Raw genomic sequence first — 18,740 nt, 5'->3', positions numbered from 1 at the left:
AAATCAGAACGGTAATTGGAGATCAGGGGCAACACGTTTCAACTGGGCGTGGAACACGTCCTTGATGCGCTGCAACTCGGCCTCGGTATCCGCCTCGAAACGCAGGACCAGCACCGGTGTGGTGTTGGACGCGCGAACCAGGCCCCAGCCTTTGGCGTAATCGACTCGCACACCATCAATGGAGGTCAGGTTGGCGCCTTCACCCCATTGCGCATCGTGCAGTGCGTCAATGATGCTGAATTTGCTCTCCTCGGTCACATGGATATTGATCTCTGGCGTAGAAATATCGTTCGGGAAGGTCTGAAACAGCTCCTGCGCCGTGGATTTTTCCTTGCTGAGGATCTCCAGCAGACGAGCGGCGCTGTAAATGCCGTCGTCGAAACCGAACCAGCGCTCCTTGAAGAACACATGGCCGCTCATTTCGCCGGCCAACAGCGCGCCGGTTTCCTTCATTTTCTTTTTGATCAACGAGTGACCGGTCTTCCACATTAGTGGACGGCCGCCATATTCCTTGATCAGCGGCGTGAGACGGCGGGTGCACTTAACGTCGAAGATGATCTCGGCGTTGGCATTGCGCGCCACCACGTCGCGGGCGAACAGCATCAGCAGGCGGTCGGCGAACACGTTCTCGCCGGTATTCGTCACCACGCCCACGCGGTCGCCGTCACCGTCGAAGGCCAGGCCGACGTCGGCGGCGGTTTCCTTGACCTTGGCGATCAGGTCCACCAGGTTCTCAGGCTTGCCCGGATCTGGGTGGTGGTTGGGGAAGTTGCCGTCAACGTCGCAGAACAACGGGACCACTTCGCAATTGAGGGCTTCGAGCAGTTGCGGGGCGATCACCCCGGCCGCACCGTTGCCGCAGTCCACCACCACTTTCAAGCGGCGCGCGAGTTTGACGTCACGGGTGATTTCGTCAGAGTAGCGCTGCAGGATGTCAACTTTGGTGATGCTGCCTTTGCCGCTGGTCAGGTCATTGGTTTTCAGGCGGTTATGCAAGGCCTGGATCTGCTCGTTGGCGAGGGTGTCACCGGCGATGACGATCTTGAAGCCGTTGTAGTCCGACGGGTTATGGCTACCGGTGAGCATCACCCCGGATTTGCCGGCCAGGACGTTGGCGGCGTAGTACAGCGCAGGGGTTGGCACCAGGCCAACGTCGCTGACGTGGCAGCCGCTGTCGGCCAGACCCTGGATCAGTTGTTCCACCAACTCGGGACCGGAAAGGCGACCGTCACGACCCACTGAAACGTTGGGCTCGTCCTGGGCCAGGCTCTGGGCGCCGATGGCGCGGCCAATCCAGTAGGCGGTTTCGGCAGTCAGGGTTTTGGGCACCACGCCACGAATGTCGTAGGCGCGAAAGATGCTGTCGGGGAACGTCGGGGCTACTCGGGCTGCGGTACTCATTGCGGGGGGAACTCCATCTGAAAGGGGGCAAGGCTGGCCTTGATGGGGCTGGCCGGCAGGCTCAAACTGAAGGGTATGACGGTGTTTTCGGCAGAGAGTTCGTGGTGCAAAAATGCCATCGGAGTTTGGGGTTCGTATTTTTTTCTGCGTAACCCATTGATTCGTATTGGGAAATCATGCCGATAAATTCCGCGCATTCTTCTTCCTGAAAGCCGTGCGGTGGTGGCTGGCCGGACCAAAGGTGCCGGCCAGGGTCAGCTTGGTCAGTGACTGCCCGAATGCCCGAAGCCGCCAGCACCGCGTTGGGTCTCGTCGAATTCCTGCACCAGCTCGAAGTGGGCTTGTACGACGGGCACCAGTACCAGTTGGGCGATACGCTCGCCGACCGCGATGTTGAACGCGGTCTGGCCACGGTTCCAGCACGACACCATCAACTCGCCCTGGTAGTCCGAGTCGATCAGCCCCACCAGGTTGCCCAGCACGATGCCATGTTTATGGCCCAGGCCGGAACGCGGCAGGATCAGCGCCGCGAGGCCGGGGTCGCCGACGTAGATCGACAGGCCGGTGGGGATCAGCAGGGTCTGGCCCGGTTCAAGGACGGTGTCTTCCTTGAGCATGGCGCGCAGGTCCAGGCCGGCGGAGCCCGGGGTGGCGTAGGCGGGCAGCGGGAATTCGGTGCCGATGCGGGGGTCGAGGATCTTGGCTTGCAAAGCGTGCATGGAAATTAAACCTGGTTCAGCCGTTGGGCGATAAAAGAGATCAGTTGGCGGGCAATCTTGCCCTTGCTGGTCTGGGCGAAAAGCGTCGCGTGCAGCTCGCGATCGATCACGCTGCAGGCGTTTTCCTCGCTGTTGAAGCCGATGCTCGGGTTGGCGACATCATTGGCAACGATCAGGTCGAGGTTTTTGTCTTTCAATTTGCGTGCGGCGTAATCCAGCAAGTGCTCGGTCTCGGCGGCGAAGCCGACACTGAACGGGCGGTCCGGACGCGTGGCGATGGTGGCCAGGATGTCCGGGTTGCGCACCATTTGCAGGAGCAGGCCGTCGCCGCTTGTAGGGTCTTTCTTGAGCTTTTGCGGCGCAACGACTTCCGGGCGGTAGTCCGCTACCGCTGCCGAGGCGATGAATAGATTGCACGGAATCGCCGCTTCGCAGGCCGCCAGCATGTCCCGGGCGCTGACTACGTCGATTCGCGTGACGCGATCGGGTGTCGGCAAATGCACCGGGCCGGTGATCAGGGTGACGCGTGCGCCTGCCTCGACCGCGGCTTCCGCCAAGGCAAAGCCCATTTTTCCTGAGCTATGGTTGGTGATGTAACGCACCGGGTCGATGTTTTCCTGGGTCGGGCCTGCCGTGATCAGCACGTGCTTGCCGGTCAGGGCCAGGTGCTGGAAGCACTCGGCGGCGCACAGCGCCAGGTCGGTGGCTTCGAGCATGCGGCCCAGGCCGACGTCGCCGCAGGCCTGGCTGCCGGAGGCCGGGCCAAATACTTTGAGGCCACGGCTTTGCAGTAATTGAGTATTGGCCTGGGTGGCCGGGTCGCGCCACATGGCCTGGTTCATGGCTGGGGCGATGGCGACGGTGGCGTCGGTGGCCAATACCAGCGTGGTCAGCAGATCATCGGCGATGCCCTGGGCCAGACGGGCGATCAGGTCGGCGGTGGCCGGGGCGATCAGCACCAGGTCGGCCCATTTGGCCAGTTCGATGTGGCCCATGGCCGCTTCGGCCGCCGGGTCCAGCAAGTCCAGATGAACCGGGTGGCCGGACAAGGCCTGCATGGTCAGGGGCGTGATGAACTCACTGCCGCCGCGGGTCATGACCACGCGCACTTCGGCGCCTTGGTCGAGGAGCCTGCGAACCAGCTCTGCGCTCTTGTAGGCGGCAATGCCGCCGCCGACGCCGAGAACGATGCGTTTCCGATACAGACGCTGCATTGGTTTGCCTTTCCAGTTCAGTGAAGCCAGTTCAGTGACGCCTGCGATGCCCCCTCCCCAGGTGAAATCGCAGGCAAAAAAGAGGCCCTACGATAACACAGCGTTTGCTGGGCAGCAGCGGCGCACATGCATAGGGAGATGGGATGAGTATTCGTGATTGGCCGGCGGCGGAGCGGCCGCGAGAAAGGCTTCTGGAGTGGGGCGCGGCGAGCCTGTCGGATGCCGAGTTGCTGGCAATCTTCCTGCGCACGGGGGTGTGCGGCAAGAGTGCCGTGGACCTGGCGCGCCATCTGTTGGCGCAGTTTGGTGGCCTGCGTCCGCTACTGGAGGCCAGTCAGGCTGTGTTCAACCAGCAACTGGGGCTGGGGCCGGCAAAGTTCGCGCAATTGCAGGCGGTGCTGGAAATGTCCCGGCGGCACATGGCCGAGCGCCTGCGCAGTGATTCGGTGCTGGAGAGCCCGCTGGCCGTGCGCGAGTACCTCAAGGCCCTGTTGCGCCATGAGCCTAACGAGATATTCGGCTGTTTGTTCCTCGATTCAAGGCATCGGGTGCTGGGGTTCGAAGCGTTGTCCCAAGGCACCATCGATACCGCCCTGGTTTACCCTCGGCAGGTGGTCAAGCGTGCCCTGGCGTACAACGCAGCGGCGTTGATCCTGTGTCACAACCACCCTTCGGGTGTTGCGCAGCCGAGCGCCGCTGATCGAAAAATGACCAAGACGCTGCAAAAGGCATTGGAAGTAGTGGATGTGCGGGTCTTGGATCACATCATCGTCGGGGATGGTGACCCGTTGTCGATGGCGGAGTATGGGTGGATGTGACCCCGCCCGGTCAGGGCGGGGGCGAGGCTCAAGGTTTGACGCTGACCTTCGAGAAGTCCTGGCGCCCGAATGGGCTCACCTGGTAACCCTCGACATTCTTGCGTACCAGGGCAAACGCGGTCGGGTGTGCCAGGGGCAACCACAGCGCCTGTTGCTGGATCTGGGCCTGGGCCTGCTGATACAGCTTGCTGCGCACGCCTTGTTCGCTGGTGGTCTTGCCGGCGCTGATCAGCTTGTCCAGCGCCGGGTCGCAGTAGCGTGCGAAGTTGGTACCGGACTTCACGGCCGCACAGGAAAACTGCGGCGTCAGGAAGTTATCCGGGTCGCCGTTGTCGCCGGCCCAGCCCATGAACAGCAGGTCATGCTCTCCGGCCTTGGCGCGGCGAATCAGCTCGCCCCATTCGATCACGCGGATCTCGGCCTGGATGCCGACCTTGGCCAGGTCTGCCTGCAGCAGTTGTGCGCCCAGGTTCGGGTTGGGGTTCAGCAGGCTGCCGGTGGGGCGTGTCCAGATCGTCGTCTTGAAGCCATCCTTGAGCCCGGCGCGGTCCAGCAATGCCTTGGCCTTGGCGAGGTCCTGTGGATAACCCGGCAATTCCTTGGCGTAGCTCCAGGTGTTGGGTGGATAAGGGCCGCTGGCGGCTTCGGCGGTGCCTTCAAACACCGCCTTGAGATAGCTGGCCTTGTCGAAGGCCAGGTTGATTGCCTGACGTACTTCCGGCTTGTCCAGGGGAGGGTGTTGACTGTTGATGGCCACGAACGCGGTCATGAACGCAGCGGTTTTTTCTACCTTCAGCGCAGGATCTTTCCTGGCCTCGACCACGTCCAGAGGCTTGGGCGACAGGGCAACCTGGCATTCGTCGCGGTGCAGTTTCTGCAGGCGCACGTTCGCGTCCGGGGTAATGGCAAAGATCAAGTTATCCACAACCGGTTTGCCGGCGAAGTAGTCCGGGTTGGCCTTGTAGCGAATCACGGCGTCTTTCTGGAAGCGGCTGAAGATAAACGGCCCGGTGCCGATCGGTTGGCTGTTGAGTTTCTCCGGTGTGCCAGCCTTGAGCAGTTTATCGGCGTACTCGGCCGGATAGATCGAGGCAAAGCCCATGCTCAGGGCGGCGAGGAAGGTAGAGTCAGCGTGGTCCAGGGTAAAGCGCACGGTCAGCGGGTCCAGTGCGTCGATTTTTTTGACCAATGTCGGCAATTGCAGCGACTGGGCGTGGGGGAAACCGCTTTGGGCGATCTTGTGCCACGGGTTGGCCGGGTCGAGCATGCGTTCGAAGCTGAAGCGCACGTCTTCGGCGGTCAGGGTGCGGCTTGGGGTGAAATACTCGGTGCGATGGAATTTCACATTCGGGTGCAGCTTGAAAGTGTAGGTCAGGCCGTCCGGCGACACGTCCCAGCTGTCCGCCAGACTTGGCACCAGCTTGCCGCCGGCTGCGTCGTAGTCCACCAGGCGGTTCATCAGCACATCGGCCGAAGCATTGGTGGTGGTCAGTGAGTTGTACTGCACCACGTCGAACCCTTCGGGGCTGGCCTCGGTGCATACGCTCAAAGTAGTGGCGGCGCAGGCCAGCGGTGCGATAAAGAGAGGGGCGAGCAACAGCGGTAGGGCAGCGAGGCGCATGGTCGGTTTCCTTTGCAGATCGAAGGCCCATCTGCGAGTGCAGTCTGGAAAAGTCCTACCGTAGTGGTCTGATGGATAAATGACTAGCCCATTTTTGCCTGTGCTTTTAGTCAAAATGCTGTTTTGATGGCGCCTCAGATTGTTTCGTCGCGCACTTTGCGGTGCGCGTGTGCGCTGAAAATCATTCTGTGCGACGAGCGGTCGGCTGTGACAGCGGCCCCTCCTGGCAACGGTTCAGGCGTCAACAGGCGAGATTTACTCCGGTAAAAACACACTCGCTGTTGTTGCACCAGGGTCTTTCTGGTATAAAGCAGCGCTCTTTTCTAGGGGCCCGGTTCCTTCGCTTGTAGGTGTAGCCGGTAAGACCCTAAAGAAACGCGGCGCCTGGCGCCAAATGACTGAGAGATTAAGCGGCCAACCCATGCCGGGTTGGGCATGTGGTTTTAGAGGGCTGAGGCATGTCGAGAGTCTGTCAAGTTACCGGTAAGGGTCCGGTGACTGGGAATAACATTTCCCACGCAAATAACAAAACCCGTCGTCGTTTCCTGCCGAACCTGCAGCATCACCGCTTCTGGGTTGAAGAAGAGAAACGTTTTGTTCGCCTGCGTGTATCTGCCAAAGGCATGCGTATCATCGACAAGCGTGGCATCACTGTCGTGCTGGCCGAAATCCGCGCCGCTGGCAAGATCTAAGGAGCTCTATTATGCGTGAATTGATTCGAATGATCTCTAGCGCCGGTACTGGTCACTTCTACACTACCGACAAGAACAAGCGTACTACCCCGGACAAGCTCGAAAAGAAAATGTTCGACCCGCGCGTTCGCAAGCACGTGATCTACAAAGAAGGCAAAATCAAGTAATTGATTTTCTTCCTTGTGAAAAAAAGCCCGTATCTCACGATGCGGGCTTTTTTTTGCGTGCGCGTTTGATCAGGCTTTCTGTTCGAAGACCACATAAATCTTGCGGCACGGCTCCAGTACTTCCCACGTACCGCTGAAGCCCGCCGGAATCACGAAGCGGTCGCCGGCGCGCAGGGTCTTGGCGTTACCCTCGGCGTCACGCAGCACCGACACGCCCTGCACAATCTCGCAATACTCATGCTCGGTGTAGTTGACTTTCCATTGCCCGACTTCACCTTCCCAGACGCCAGCGTTCATCTGGCCGCACGGGCTGTTGTAGTGGTTATAGACGGTCTGTTCGGGATCGCCCTTGAGGATTTTCTCGGCGGCAGGGCGATAGCGTTCGGGGGCGGTGTTGGCTTGGCTGAAGTCGACGATGTCCTGGATGCTCATGTGCGTGTCCCGTCTGGCCTGCGGTTGGAGAGCCCAAAGTCTATGTTTATTAAAATGAACATCGCAAGGGCGTTTACCGCCGTTATGTCAAATATATTGAAACATCCCCGGCCGCTGGTTTAGGGTGGCAGCTGCCTTGCGCCTGACAGATGGCGGGCGGGCAAGCATTCTTTGAGGCTGCCGGGGGACATCGCCTGGCCCTTGTATTCAATAAGAGGAGGACACTCGCATGACCACCCTGACCCGTGCCGACTGGGAACAACGCGCCAAGGATCTGAAGATCGAAGGCCGCGCCTACATCAATGGCGAATACACCGCTGCTGTTTCCGGCGATACCTTCGAATGCATCAGCCCGGTCGATGGCCGCCTGCTGGCCACTGTTGCCAGTTGTGACGCCGACGACGCCCAACGCGCCGTGGAAAACGCCCGCGCCACCTTCAACTCGGGTGTCTGGTCGCGCCTGGCGCCGGCCAAGCGCAAAGCCACCATGATCCGTTTCGCCGCGCTGCTCAAGGCCAATGCCGAAGAGCTGGCGCTGCTCGAAACCCTGGACATGGGCAAGCCGATCAGCGACTCCCTGAACATCGACGTACCCGGCGCGGCGAATGCCCTGAGCTGGAGCGGCGAGGCGATCGACAAGCTCTACGACGAAGTCGCCGCTACCCCGCACGATCAATTGGGCCTGGTGACCCGCGAACCGGTGGGCGTTGTCGGCGCCATCGTGCCGTGGAACTTCCCATTGATGATGGCGTGCTGGAAGCTCGGCCCAGCGCTGTCCACCGGTAACTCGGTGATCCTCAAGCCGTCCGAAAAGTCCCCGCTGACCGCCATCCGCATCGCGGCCCTCGCCGTTGAAGCCGGTATCCCCAAAGGCGTGTTCAACGTACTGCCGGGTTACGGCCACACTGTCGGCAACGCCCTGGCGCTGCACATGGATGTCGACACCCTGGTATTCACCGGCTCCACCAAGATCGCCAAACAACTGTTGATTCGCTCCGGCGAGTCGAACATGAAGCGCGTATGGCTGGAAGCCGGCGGCAAGAGCCCGAATATCGTGTTCGCCGACGCCCCGGACCTGCAAGCCGCCGCCGAATCCGCCGCTGGTGCCATCGCCTTCAACCAGGGCGAAGTCTGCACTGCCGGTTCGCGCCTGTTGGTGGAGCGTTCCATCAAGGATAAATTCCTGCCGCTGGTGATCGAGGCCCTCAAGGGCTGGAAGCCGGGAAATCCGCTGGATCCGGCAACCAATGTCGGCGCACTGGTGGATACCCAGCAGATGAACACAGTGTTGTCGTACATCGAGGCCGGCCACGCCGATGGCGCCAAACTGGTGGCTGGCGGCAAGCGCACCCTGGAAGAAACCGGCGGCACTTATGTCGAGCCGACGATCTTCGACGGTGTGACCAATGCGATGAAGATCGCTCAGGAAGAGATTTTCGGTCCGGTTCTGTCGGTGATTACCTTCGACAGCGCCGAAGAAGCGGTGAAGATCGCCAACGACACAGTGTATGGCTTGGCCGCCGCCGTGTGGACCGCCGATATCTCCAAGGCGCACCTGACCGCCAAGGCCCTGCGCGCCGGCAGCGTGTGGGTCAACCAGTACGATGGCGGCGACATGACCGCGCCGTTTGGTGGCTTCAAGCAGTCGGGCAACGGGCGCGACAAGTCACTGCATGCGTTCGACAAATACACCGAGCTGAAATCGACCTGGATCAAGCTTTAAGCAACACCGCAGGCTAAATGTGGGAGGGGCAAGCCCCTCCCACACTGCTTTGTGTAAATCAGAAATTATCCACAGGAGCGTGGCAATGCGGTGGGCGACTTACTTCGCCGTCCTGGCCTCCGTACTCAGCGTCGGCCTGGCATTGGGCGTGAGCATGCCGCTGGTGTCCCTGCGCCTGGAAGGCTGGGGCTATGGCAGTTTCGCCATCGGTGTGATGGCCGCGATGCCGGCCTTCGGCGTATTGCTCGGCGCCAAAGTCTCCAGTCGCCTGGCCTCCTGGCTCGGCACCGCGAACCTGATGCGCCTGTGCCTGTGGGGCGGCGCGGTCTCCATCGGGTTGCTGGCGATTCTGCCCAGTTACCCGATATGGCTGGTGTTGCGCCTGATGATCGGGGTGATCCTGACCATCGTGTTTATCCTCGGCGAAAGTTGGATCAACCAGTTGGTGGTGGAGCAGTGGCGTGGCCGGCTGGTGGCGCTGTATGGCTGCAGTTACGCCTTGAGCCAACTCTCGGGGCCGTTGCTGTTGGGCGTGATCGGTACCGATCATGACTATGGATTCTGGGTCGGCGTGAGCCTGTTGCTGGTGGCCCCGCTAGCATTGCTGGGTCGCTCCGGCGCTCCCACCGCCGAGTCGTTCGGCGTGACCTTCGTCGATCTGTGGCGTTTTTGCGTTAGCTTGCCGGCGATTGCCTGGGCGGTGGCATTGTTCGCCGCGTTCGAAGCGATGATCCTGACGCTGTTGCCGGTGTATTGCCTGCAGCAGGGCTTTACCGCCGAGATCGCCTTGGCGATGGTCAGCACGGTGGTGGTCGGCGATGCGCTGCTGCAATTGCCCATCGGTGCGCTGGCGGACTATCTGCCGCGCCGCACGTTGTTCCTCAGCTGTGCGCTGTTGCTGCTGGTGTCGAGCCTGGCGGTTCCAGTGCTGATGCACACGTTGCTGATCTGGCCGATATGGGTGCTGTTCGGCGCCAGTGCAGGCGGGTTATTCACGTTGTCCCTGATTCTGATCGGCGAACGTTACCGCGACGATGCGCTGGTGCGTGCCAATGCTCACATCGCGCAGCTGTGGGGCATTGGGTGCCTCATCGGCCCATTGGTGGCGGGTGCAGGCAGCCAGTGGATCAGCGGGCATGCGCTGCCGTTACTGATGGCTGCCGGCGCATTGGGGTTGGTGCTGTTGTTGCTGCGCCAAGGAGCGTTTGGCGCAGCGACAACCGCCTAGAGCATGCGCTCCAGGCCCACGCTGGTGGCGAACCACGCATTGAACCGCCGCCACCAACTGCCAGGCTCGCGGGTCAAGGTGTGCAGTTGGCCGTTATCCTCGGTCACCCACACCACATTGCCGTCCTGCAGCTTCGCCTCATAGCTCAACGCCGGCGCCATGCCCTGCAGCGCCAGCTTGCGCACGTGCTCCGCCAGCTCGGGGCTGTCCACCAGCACGCCGACTTCGGTGTTCCACAGCACGGAGCGTGGGTCGAAGTTGAACGAGCCGATAAACGACTTCTGTCGATCAAAGATCATCGCCTTGCTGTGCAGGCTCGAATCCGAGCCGCGGAATGAGCCTCGACGAAACAAGTGCGGCCCACTGCCGGCGCTGGGGTCGCCCGGTTGGCGGCGCAGTTCATAGAGTTTTACCCCGTGTTCCAGCAGCGCCTTGCGATACGGCGCGTAGCCTCCGTGCACGGCCGGCACGTCGGTGGCTTCCAGGGAATTGGTCAGCAGGCTCACCGACACGCCCGCGTCGGCGCGTCCCGTCAGGTACACCAGCCCCGGCTGCCCCGGTACGAAGTACGCCGAGATCATCATCAGCTCATGGCTGACGCCCTCGAGTTCCGGCTCCAATTGAGTGGTCAGCAACAGGTGCGGATCCGGGTCGGCCTTGGCCAGTACCTTGCTCGGCGCGTCCCATAGCGCCTGGTTCCAGGCCCAGATCAGCTCGCGGCGCCAAGTGTCCATGCGCGGTTGGGTCTGGTAGGCGCGCAAGCGGTTGTACAGCGCATGATTCTGCTGTCGCGATTCGGCCAGCGAGGCCTCCAGGCGCACGCGCGCGGCGGCCAGGTCGCCTTTTGAGGGGCGGCTCGAAACAAAGTCATCGATGGGTTTGCTCAGCGCGCTGTTCCAGTACTGATCGAAACTGTGCCCGAGTTGCTCGGCGACGGGCCCGACGCTGAGCATGTCGATATCGGTAAAGTTCAGGTTGGGCTCGGCATCGAAATACTCATCCCCCAGGTTGCGTCCGCCAACGATGGCCGCGCTGTTGTCCGCCAGCCACAGTTTGTTGTGCATGCGTCGGTGTTGCAGCGACAGGTTGAACAGGCGGCCCATGGCCCGCGTCACACCCGTGCTGCGTCCCAGGTGCAGCGGGTTGAACAGGCGAATCTCGATTCTGGGATGGGCGGCGAGGGTGGCGATGATCTGGTCAAGGCCGTCACTGGTGGTGTCGTCCAGCAGGATACGCACCCGTACGCCGCGGTCGGCGGCCTTGAGCAGTTCATCCACCAGCATGCGCGTGCTGATACCGTCGTGCACGATGTAGTACTGCAGGTCGAGGCTGGTCTGGGCGTTGCGGATCAACTCGGCGCGGGCCATGAAGGCTTCGCTGCTGTTGGGCAGCAGGCGAAAGCCCGAGCGTCCTTGGTAGGGTGCGGCCTGAGCCTGGATTGAGCGGCCGAACGAGGACTGTGCGGCTGGCAGGGCATCGCTGGGTATGCGCGGCGTATTCACCGTGGCACAACCTCCCAGAGCCAGGGCTCCCAACAGGCAAAACGGTAAAAGCCGTCGAATCATCAAGGGAGTCGCTTCCAGAGCTGGTCGGTTGTCGACATAGGACGGCTATTTCTCGAGAAAGGTCAGTCCACCGATTCCGCCAGTATTTTGCTCGCGGCGGCGCCGACTTTACGCACGGCTTCTTCGATCTGAGGGGTGGGTTTGGCGCCGTAGTTCATGCGCAGGCAATTGCGGTACTTGCCGGACGCCGAAAAAATGCTCCCCACCGCCACTTGTACGCCTTGTTCGATCAAGGCGCGGTTGAGCTTCAGGGTGTCGAAGCCGTCCGGCAGTTCGATCCACAGCATAAAGCTGCCTTGCGGGCGACTGGCACGCGTGCCCGCCGGGAAATAGCGGCTTACCCAGTCGAGCATCAAGTCGCGATTACGCTGGTATTGGGTGCGCATCCGCCGCAAGTGTGGTTCGAAGTGGCCGTTCTTGAGGAATTCGGCGATGGCGATCTGTGGCTGTGTGGCCGTCGAGCCGGTGCTGATGTATTTCATATGCAGCACCCGATCCAGGTAGCGCCCGGGCGCAACCCAGCCAATGCGCAGGCCCGGCGCAAGGGTCTTGGAAAACGAGCTGCACAGCAGCACACGGCCGTCTTCATCGAATGATTTGATGGTGCGCGGGCGCGGGTAGCTGTAGGCCAGTTCGCCATACACATCGTCTTCGATGATTGCCACGTCAAAGCGTTGGGCCAGGGTGAGCAATGCGCGTTTGCGCGCCTCAGGCATGATGTAGCCCAAGGGGTTGTTGCAATTGGGCGTCAGCTGGATGACTTTGATCGGCCACTGTTCCAGGGCCAGCTCCAGGGCTTCGAGGCTGATGCCCGTGATCGGGTCGGTGGGGATTTCCAGCGCTTTCATGCCCAGGCCCTTGAGGGTCTGCATGGCGCCGTGAAAGCTGGGCGAATCGACTGCGACGATATCGCCGGGTTCACAGATGGCGTGGATGCTCGCGGAGAGCGCCTCATGGCAGCCGGTGGTGATCACGATGTCTTCGGCGCTCAGCTGGCAGCCGGAATCCAATGACAGTCGGGCAATTTGCTCGCGCAGTTCCATACAGCCAAGGATATTGTCGTAATACAGCCCCGGCAGATCCTGGCGTCGACTGACCCGGGCCAGGCTGCGCAACAGCGGTTTCAGGGTGGGCGACAATACATCCGGCATGCCGCGACCCAGCTGTATGACGCCTTTGCGCGGCACTGCGCGAATCAACTCCAGCACCTGATCCCACTGGGAAATTTCCACCGGGCGCTGTGCTGGCCGGCCTACCTCCGGTAGGGCTGGCAGCTCACGACCAACGGGCACGAAGTAGCCGGATTTTGGCTTGGGCATGGCCAGGCCGTTATCTTCCAGCAACCGATACGCCTGCTGAACGGTGCTCAAGCTGACCCCGTGCTCTACGCTCAACGCCCGTACGGACGGTAGTCGGTCGCCAGGGCGATAGAAGCCCTGTTCGATGCGAGTGCCCAGCAGTTCGGCGAGATTAACGTAGAGGGTCATGGCGGTCGCTCCCGAGGGACCAGTACAGATCGGGGAAAAATACAGGATTCAGGCGCGCATGGGCAGTATCTGTATTGATTTAATAAAAATGGTTTGAATCTGTAATGGTTTTCGCGACGCGCTCATTCTGTGCACTCAAGGCAACACGCCAATGAGGGGCAGTAAAAATGAACGGCATGAGCGATGTGCGGCTGGCGTTACACCGTCAGGAACGGGTGACAGGGCAGGAACGCGCGATGACCGCGCCGACCCATAGCCGCTGGTGCCTGTTCTGGCGCCACCGGCACACGCGCAAGGCCCTGCTGACGCTGAGCCCTGAGCAATTGCGCGACATCGGCTTGACCGCCGAGCAGGCACGCCAGGAAGGGTTGAAGCCCTTCTGGCGCAGTTGATCAGATCAGCTCTCTGAGGCGGTGCCAGAGCATCCCCAGCGCCAGCAGCGGCGAGCGCAGGTGCTTGCCGCCAGGAAAGGTGATGTGCGGCACGCGGGCGAACAGATCGAAACGCCCCTGTTGCTGGCCGCTGATGGCTTCGGCCAGCAACTTGCCCGCCAGGTGGGTGGCGTTGAGGCCATGGCCGGCGTAGGCCTGGGCGTAATACACGTTGGGTTGGTCGGCCAGGCGGCCGATCTGCGGCAAACGGTTGGCGCCGATACCGATCATGCCGCCCCATTGATAATCGATCTTTACATCGGCCAACTGCGGGAACACACGCAGCATTTTCGGACGCATATAGGCGCCGATGTCCTGGGGGTCGCGGCCGGAATAGTGGCAGGCGCCGCCAAACAATAGACGACGGTCGGCGGACAGGCGGAAGTAGTCCACCGTGACGCGCTGATCACACACCGCCATGTTCTGCGGCAACAGGTTGGCGGCTTGCGCTTGGCTCAACGGCTCGGTGGCGATGATGTAGCTCCCGGCGGGCAGCACCTTGCCGCTCAGGTGGGGATTGAGGCCGTTGAGGTAGGCATTGCAGGCCAGCACCAGGGTCTTGGCGCGCACATGGCCCTGCGCGGTATGCACCTTGACCTCGGGGCCGTAGTCGATACGCAGCACTTCGGACTGCTCAAACAGCTGTACACCCAATTGCTGCGCGGCGGCCGCTTCACCAAGGGCCAGGTTCAGCGGGTGCAGGTGGCCGGAGCCCATGTCGATCATGCCGCCTACGTAGCGCCCGGAGCCGATTACGCTGCTCATCTCGCTGGCTTGCAGCAGGCGCACTTCATGGCGATAGCCCAGGCTGCGCAATTCTTCGGCATCTTCGGCCAGACCTTGCAGGTCGCGGGGTTTGTTGGCGAGGTCGCAATAGCCCCAGGTCAGGTCGCAGGGGATCTGAAAGCGCTCCACGCGCTGGCGCACGATCTCCACGGCTTCCAGGCCCATCAGCTTCATCTCGCGTACGCCGTCGGTGCCGATGATGTTGGCGAATTGGTCCAGGCCGTGGCCGACCCCGCGAATCAGCTGGCCGCCGTTACGTCCGCTGGCGCCCCAAGCGATTTTTCGCGCCTCCAGCAGGACCACGCTGAAGCCACGCTCGGCCAGCTCCAGGGCGGTATTGAGCCCCGAGAAGCCACCGCCGACCACGCAGACGTCAGCCGCCACTTCACCGGCCAATGCCGGAAAATCGGGTTGCGGCACGCTGCTGGCGGCATAGTAGGACGAGGTATGTCGGGCGCTGGCGGTCATGGAGAAGCTCCCTGTTTGGAAAATTTGACGCAGGATACAGCGGTCGGACGGCGCTGTCTGCGCGGAGCGTTTTACGGCAGAATCCATGTCTATTCGCCGTTCGGTACGTGTTTCGATGAGTTGCAACAGTCAGAAAATCAGCGCATTGCGCCGTCAGATTCCTTCGTTCGAGTGCGTACCCGGTTGCCATGACTGCTGTGGGCCGGTGACCACCTCGCCCGAGGAAATGTCGCGTCTACCGCGCAAGACAGCTGCCGAGCAGGACGCGGCGATGGATGAACTCAATTGCGTACACCTGGGGCCCAACGGCTGCACGGTGTATGACGAGCGCCCGCTGATCTGTCGCTTGTTCGGCACCACCAAGACCTTGCCGTGTCCTAACGGGCGAGGGCCGGTTGAGTTGATCCATCCACGGGTCGAAAAGCAGATCCATGAGTACATGGCGAGTACCCGGCAGGTGCTGGTCTGACGGATGTGCGCGGCCCTTCCCACATTTGACCCACTTGTCAGTCAGTCCGGGATCGGCAGGTTCAGGCTCTCTTTCACTTCTTCCATCACGATATAGCTCTTGGATTCGCGCACATGGGGCAGCTTGAGCAGGATATCGCCGAGCAACTTGCGGTATGAGGCCATCTCGGAAATCCGTGCTTTCACCAGATAGTCGAAGTCCCCGGACACCAAGTGGCACTCCAGCACATGGGGCAGTTTCAGCACGGCGCGGCGAAACTCTTCAAACGTATCGCCGGATTTGTAATCGAGGCTGATCTCGACAAATACCAGCAAACTCCCTTTCAAATGCTGCGGATTGAGCCGCGCGTTGTAGCCCATGATGATCCCTTCACGCTCCAACCGGCGGACCCGCTCGGTACACGGCGTGGTCGATAACCCGACTTTTTCCCCCAGTTCCGTGAACGAAATTCGCCCGTCGGTCTGCAGGATGCGCAGGATGTTACGGTCGATCTTGTCCAGCTCCCGCTTGGTCTGGGTGTTGGTACGCATAGGGGATACGCCTCTGTAAAAAGGGTTTTTGCCGAGAATTGTCGCCAAATATAGGCATTTATATAGTGAAATGCACTGGTGATTGCTTTTTATACTGCGCTCATCATTGCTCGAACAACACACGTCAGCGGTCACGCCGCGATGAGGATATGAAAATGCGCGTTCTGGTCTTGGGTAGCGGTGTCATTGGTGTGACCAGTGCCTACTATTTGGCTCGTGCCGGCTTTGAGGTCGTGGTAGTCGACCGCCAGCCAGCCGCCGCCATGGAAACCAGTTTCGCCAATGCTGGCCAAGTGTCTCCAGGCTATGCCTCGCCCTGGGCTGCGCCGGGCGTGCCGCTCAAGGCCATCAAGTGGTTGCTGCAACGCCATGCGCCGCTGGCGATCAAGGCCACGGCAGATATCGATCAATACCTGTGGATGGCGCAGATGCTGCGCAACTGCACGGCCAGCCGCTATGCGGTAAACAAGGAGCGCATGGTGCGCCTGTCCGAGTACAGCCGCGACTGCCTCGACGAGCTGCGCGCCGAGACCGGCATCTCCTACGAAGGCCGCAGCCTTGGGACTACCCAGCTGTTCCGTACCCAGGCACAGCTCGACGGCGCCGCCAAGGATATCGCCGTGCTGAAAGAGTCCGGCGTGCCGTTCGAACTGCTCGACCGCGCCGGCATTGCTCGTGTCGAGCCGGCCCTGGCCAGCGTCACCGATATCCTCGCCGGTGCCCTGCGTCTGCCTAACGACCAGACCGGCGATTGCCAGATGTTCACCACTCGCCTGGTCGACATGTGCAAGCAGTTGGGCGTGGAGTTCCGCTTCGAACAGGATATCCAGCGCCTCGACCATGCCGGTGATCGTATCAACGGCGTGTGGATCGACGGTAAGCTGGAAACCGCCGACCGTTACGTGCTGGCCCTCGGCAGTTACTCGCCGAAACTGCTCAAGCCGCTGGGGATCAAGGCGCCGGTGTATCCGCTCAAGGGCTACTCGCTGACCGTGCCGATCACCGACCCGGCGATGGCGCCTACGTCGACTATTTTGGACGAGACCTACAAGGTCGCGATCACCCGTTTCGACAACCGCATTCGCGTGGGTGGCATGGCTGAAATCGCCGGTTTTGACCTGTCGCTTAACCCGCGCCGACGCGAAACCCTGGAGATGATCGTCAACGACCTTTATCCTCAGGGCGGCGATTTGGCCGAGGCCACCTTCTGGACCGGCCTGCGTCCGACCACGCCCGACGGTACACCGATTGTGGGTGCAACGCCGTTCAAGAACCTGTTCCTGAACACCGGCCACGGCACCCTCGGTTGGACCATGGCCTGTGGATCCGGTCGCTTGCTGGCCGATCTGATGGCGAAGAGAACCCCACAGATCAGCGCTGCAGGCCTCGATATTTCCCGTTATGGCAACCACCAGGAGTCCGCACAACATGTCAATCCAGCGCCAGCTCACCAATGAGCGCATGAGCCAGATCGTTATCCACAGCGGCACCGTGTATCTGGCGGGACAGGTCGGCGACGACATGAGCGCCGGGATTGAACAGCAGACCCGTGAAACCCTGGCCAACATCGAGCGGTTGCTCGACCTGGCCGGTAGCGACAAGACCAAATTGTTGTCGGTGACGATTTACCTGAAAGACATCGATGCCGATTTTGCCGGCATGAACGCGGTCTGGGACGCATGGCTGCCCAAGGGCGTCGCCCCGGCCCGCGCCACGGTTGAAGCCAAGCTGTGCGAACCGCAAATCCTGGTGGAGCTGTCCGTCGTGGCTGCGCTGCCTTAACACCGTTTCCTCCCGGCGCCGACGTAAACCATCGGCGCCGGTTTTTTTCACTCTGTTGCCTAGAAGCCCGCCGCCATGCGTCCAGCCCGTGCCCTGATCGATCTCCAGGCCCTGCGCCACAATTACCGATTGGCCCGTGACGTCACGGGGGCCAAGGCTCTTGCCGTGATCAAGGCCGACGCCTATGGCCATGGTGCGGTGCGCGTGGCCCAGGCGCTGGAAGCCGAGGCCGATGGGTTCGCCGTGGCCTGCATCGAAGAGGCGTTGGAGCTGCGCGCCGCCGGGATTCGTGCGCCGGTGCTGCTGCTGGAAGGTTTTTTCGAAGCCGACGAGCTGGCGCTGATCATCGAGCACGACTTCTGGTGCGTGGTGCACTCGCTGTGGCAGCTGGAGGCAATCGAACAGGCCGCCTTGAGCAAGCCGCTGACGATCTGGCTCAAGCTGGACTCGGGCATGCACCGTGTCGGCCTGCATCCCAAGGATTATCAAGAGGCTTACCAGCGCCTGCTGGCCAGCGGTAAAGTCGCGAAGATCGTGTTGATGAGCCATTTCGCCCGCGCCGATGAGCTCGATTGCACCAGCAGCAACGAACAAGTGGCGGTATTTGATGCGGCACGCCAGGGGCTTGCGGCCGAAGTCAGCCTGCGCAATTCGCCTGCGGTATTGGGCTGGCCGAGTGTGTCCAGTGACTGGGTACGCCCGGGCATCATGCTCTACGGCGCGACCCCATTCGGCGAGGACCAGGCTCTGGCCGCGCGTTTGCAGCCGGTGATGACCCTGGAGTCGAAAGTCATCTGCGTACGTGAATTGCCGGCCGGCGAGCCGGTGGGTTACGGCGCCAGGTTCGTTACACCAAAACCGATGCGCATCGGGGTGGTTGCCATGGGCTACGCCGACGGCTACCCGCGTCACGCGCCGACCGGTACGCCGGTGCTCGTCGCCGGGCAGCGCAGCCAACTGCTGGGGCGTGTGTCCATGGACATGCTCTGCGTCGACCTGACTGACGTGCCACAGGCAGGCCTGGGTTCTACGGTCGAGCTGTGGGGCAAAAACATCCTAGCCAGTGACGTTGCGGTGGCCGCCGACACCATTCCCTATCAGATATTCTGCAACCTGCGCCGCGTGCCAAGGCTCTATATCGGCGCTTGATCGTCGCCTACGAACGCAGCCGTCCGGGATTTAGGCCCAAGTGTTGTAAATACTGAAC

18 protein-coding genes and 1 pseudogene are annotated in these 18,740 nt (G+C 61.4%); 10 read left to right on the top strand and 9 right to left on the bottom strand.

Annotated elements, in window-relative coordinates; translation table 11 throughout:
- Positions 1–3: 3 nt before the first annotated feature.
- The 3 genes and pseudogenes from V6M90_RS05350 to coaBC all read right to left on the bottom strand — a co-directional run.
- Positions 4–1,407, bottom strand: a pseudogene (locus tag V6M90_RS05350) (phosphomannomutase/phosphoglucomutase); the annotation flags it as partial.
- Positions 1,408–1,664: 257 nt separating this feature from the next.
- Positions 1,665–2,120: a dUTP diphosphatase gene (dut, locus tag V6M90_RS05345; protein WP_003176911.1), complete on the bottom strand. Its 456-nt coding sequence runs from the start codon at positions 2,118–2,120 to the stop codon at positions 1,665–1,667.
- Between the two features lie 5 nt (positions 2,121–2,125).
- Positions 2,126–3,334 carry a bifunctional phosphopantothenoylcysteine decarboxylase/phosphopantothenate--cysteine ligase CoaBC gene (gene coaBC, locus V6M90_RS05340; protein WP_332846177.1) on the bottom strand — a complete coding sequence of 403 codons (1,209 nt, stop codon included), beginning with the start codon at positions 3,332–3,334 and terminating at the stop codon, positions 2,126–2,128.
- A 143-nt stretch (positions 3,335–3,477) separates the two neighbouring features.
- Here coaBC and radC point away from each other — a divergent pair, with 143 nt between their 5' ends.
- Entirely contained in the window at positions 3,478–4,152 is a 675-nt protein-coding gene (gene radC / locus V6M90_RS05335) for a RadC family protein (RefSeq protein ID WP_078826577.1), read from the top strand.
- Positions 4,153–4,180: 28 nt separating this feature from the next.
- Here radC and V6M90_RS05330 read toward each other — a convergent pair whose 3' ends face one another.
- On the bottom strand, positions 4,181–5,773 hold the full coding sequence (locus tag V6M90_RS05330; RefSeq protein WP_003176908.1) for an ABC transporter substrate-binding protein: 1,593 nt from the start codon (positions 5,771–5,773) through the stop codon (positions 4,181–4,183).
- A gap of 458 nt (positions 5,774–6,231) precedes the next feature.
- On the opposite strand from V6M90_RS05330, the gene rpmB reads away from it, so the two are divergent.
- Positions 6,232–6,465 (top strand): 50S ribosomal protein L28, encoded by a 234-nt coding sequence (gene rpmB, locus V6M90_RS05325; RefSeq protein ID WP_003176907.1) that lies wholly within the window; start codon positions 6,232–6,234, stop codon positions 6,463–6,465.
- Between the two features lie 11 nt (positions 6,466–6,476).
- Positions 6,477–6,632, top strand: a complete 156-nt coding sequence (gene rpmG, locus V6M90_RS05320) for a 50S ribosomal protein L33 (RefSeq protein WP_003176906.1) — start codon at positions 6,477–6,479, stop codon at positions 6,630–6,632.
- Positions 6,633–6,701: 69 nt separating this feature from the next.
- Here rpmG and V6M90_RS05315 read toward each other — a convergent pair whose 3' ends face one another.
- On the bottom strand, positions 6,702–7,064 hold the full coding sequence (locus tag V6M90_RS05315) for a cupin domain-containing protein (RefSeq protein WP_141062859.1): 363 nt from the start codon (positions 7,062–7,064) through the stop codon (positions 6,702–6,704).
- A gap of 229 nt (positions 7,065–7,293) precedes the next feature.
- Here V6M90_RS05315 and V6M90_RS05310 point away from each other — a divergent pair, with 229 nt between their 5' ends.
- Entirely contained in the window at positions 7,294–8,787 is a 1,494-nt protein-coding gene (locus V6M90_RS05310) for an aldehyde dehydrogenase (RefSeq protein ID WP_003176903.1), read from the top strand.
- A gap of 85 nt (positions 8,788–8,872) precedes the next feature.
- Positions 8,873–10,015, top strand: coding sequence for an MFS transporter (locus V6M90_RS05305; protein WP_141062861.1), 1,143 nt, complete (start codon positions 8,873–8,875; stop codon positions 10,013–10,015).
- Here V6M90_RS05305 and V6M90_RS05300 read toward each other — a convergent pair.
- Both V6M90_RS05300 and V6M90_RS05295 read right to left on the bottom strand, forming a co-directional pair.
- On the bottom strand, positions 10,012–11,580 hold the full coding sequence (locus V6M90_RS05300; RefSeq protein ID WP_141062862.1) for a phospholipase D family protein: 1,569 nt from the start codon (positions 11,578–11,580) through the stop codon (positions 10,012–10,014). The two genes, V6M90_RS05305 and V6M90_RS05300, sit on opposite strands and share 4 nt — an antisense overlap.
- A gap of 62 nt (positions 11,581–11,642) precedes the next feature.
- The gene (locus tag V6M90_RS05295; RefSeq protein WP_332846176.1) at positions 11,643–13,067 is read right to left on the bottom strand and encodes an aminotransferase-like domain-containing protein; all 1,425 of its coding nucleotides are present in this window, start codon (positions 13,065–13,067) and stop codon (positions 11,643–11,645) included.
- A 167-nt stretch (positions 13,068–13,234) separates the two neighbouring features.
- Between V6M90_RS05295 and V6M90_RS05290 the strand changes: the two genes are divergently transcribed.
- The gene (locus V6M90_RS05290; RefSeq protein ID WP_003176899.1) at positions 13,235–13,459 is read left to right on the top strand and encodes a DUF1127 domain-containing protein; all 225 of its coding nucleotides are present in this window, start codon (positions 13,235–13,237) and stop codon (positions 13,457–13,459) included.
- Here the strand turns inward: V6M90_RS05290 and V6M90_RS05285 are convergent, their stop codons facing one another.
- Positions 13,460–14,752 carry an NAD(P)/FAD-dependent oxidoreductase gene (locus tag V6M90_RS05285; protein WP_141062863.1) on the bottom strand — a complete coding sequence of 431 codons (1,293 nt, stop codon included), beginning with the start codon at positions 14,750–14,752 and terminating at the stop codon, positions 13,460–13,462.
- Between the two features lie 115 nt (positions 14,753–14,867).
- Here V6M90_RS05285 and V6M90_RS05280 point away from each other — a divergent pair, with 115 nt between their 5' ends.
- Positions 14,868–15,221, top strand: a complete 354-nt coding sequence (locus V6M90_RS05280; RefSeq protein WP_003176897.1) for a YkgJ family cysteine cluster protein — start codon at positions 14,868–14,870, stop codon at positions 15,219–15,221.
- A gap of 41 nt (positions 15,222–15,262) precedes the next feature.
- Here V6M90_RS05280 and V6M90_RS05275 read toward each other — a convergent pair whose 3' ends face one another.
- Positions 15,263–15,751: an Lrp/AsnC ligand binding domain-containing protein gene (locus tag V6M90_RS05275; RefSeq protein WP_003176896.1), complete on the bottom strand. Its 489-nt coding sequence runs from the start codon at positions 15,749–15,751 to the stop codon at positions 15,263–15,265.
- Between the two features lie 155 nt (positions 15,752–15,906).
- Between V6M90_RS05275 and dadA the strand changes: the two genes are divergently transcribed.
- From dadA to alr, 3 genes are all read left to right on the top strand, one after another.
- A complete protein-coding gene (dadA, locus tag V6M90_RS05270) occupies positions 15,907–17,208 on the top strand; it encodes a D-amino acid dehydrogenase (RefSeq protein WP_141062864.1) in 1,302 nt (433 codons plus the stop codon).
- On the top strand, positions 17,180–17,533 hold the full coding sequence (locus V6M90_RS05265; RefSeq protein WP_042945471.1) for a RidA family protein: 354 nt from the start codon (positions 17,180–17,182) through the stop codon (positions 17,531–17,533). Before dadA ends, V6M90_RS05265 begins: the two co-directional genes overlap by 29 nt.
- Positions 17,534–17,608: 75 nt before the next feature.
- Positions 17,609–18,682 (top strand): alanine racemase, encoded by a 1,074-nt coding sequence (alr, locus tag V6M90_RS05260; RefSeq protein WP_003176894.1) that lies wholly within the window; start codon positions 17,609–17,611, stop codon positions 18,680–18,682.
- Positions 18,683–18,740: the final 58 nt, after the last annotated feature.

It is taken from the genome of Pseudomonas lactucae (assembly GCF_036688725.1).
Taxonomy (GTDB): domain Bacteria; phylum Pseudomonadota; class Gammaproteobacteria; order Pseudomonadales; family Pseudomonadaceae; genus Aquipseudomonas; species Aquipseudomonas lactucae.
This window is presented reverse-complemented; position numbering and strand designations above follow the sequence as displayed.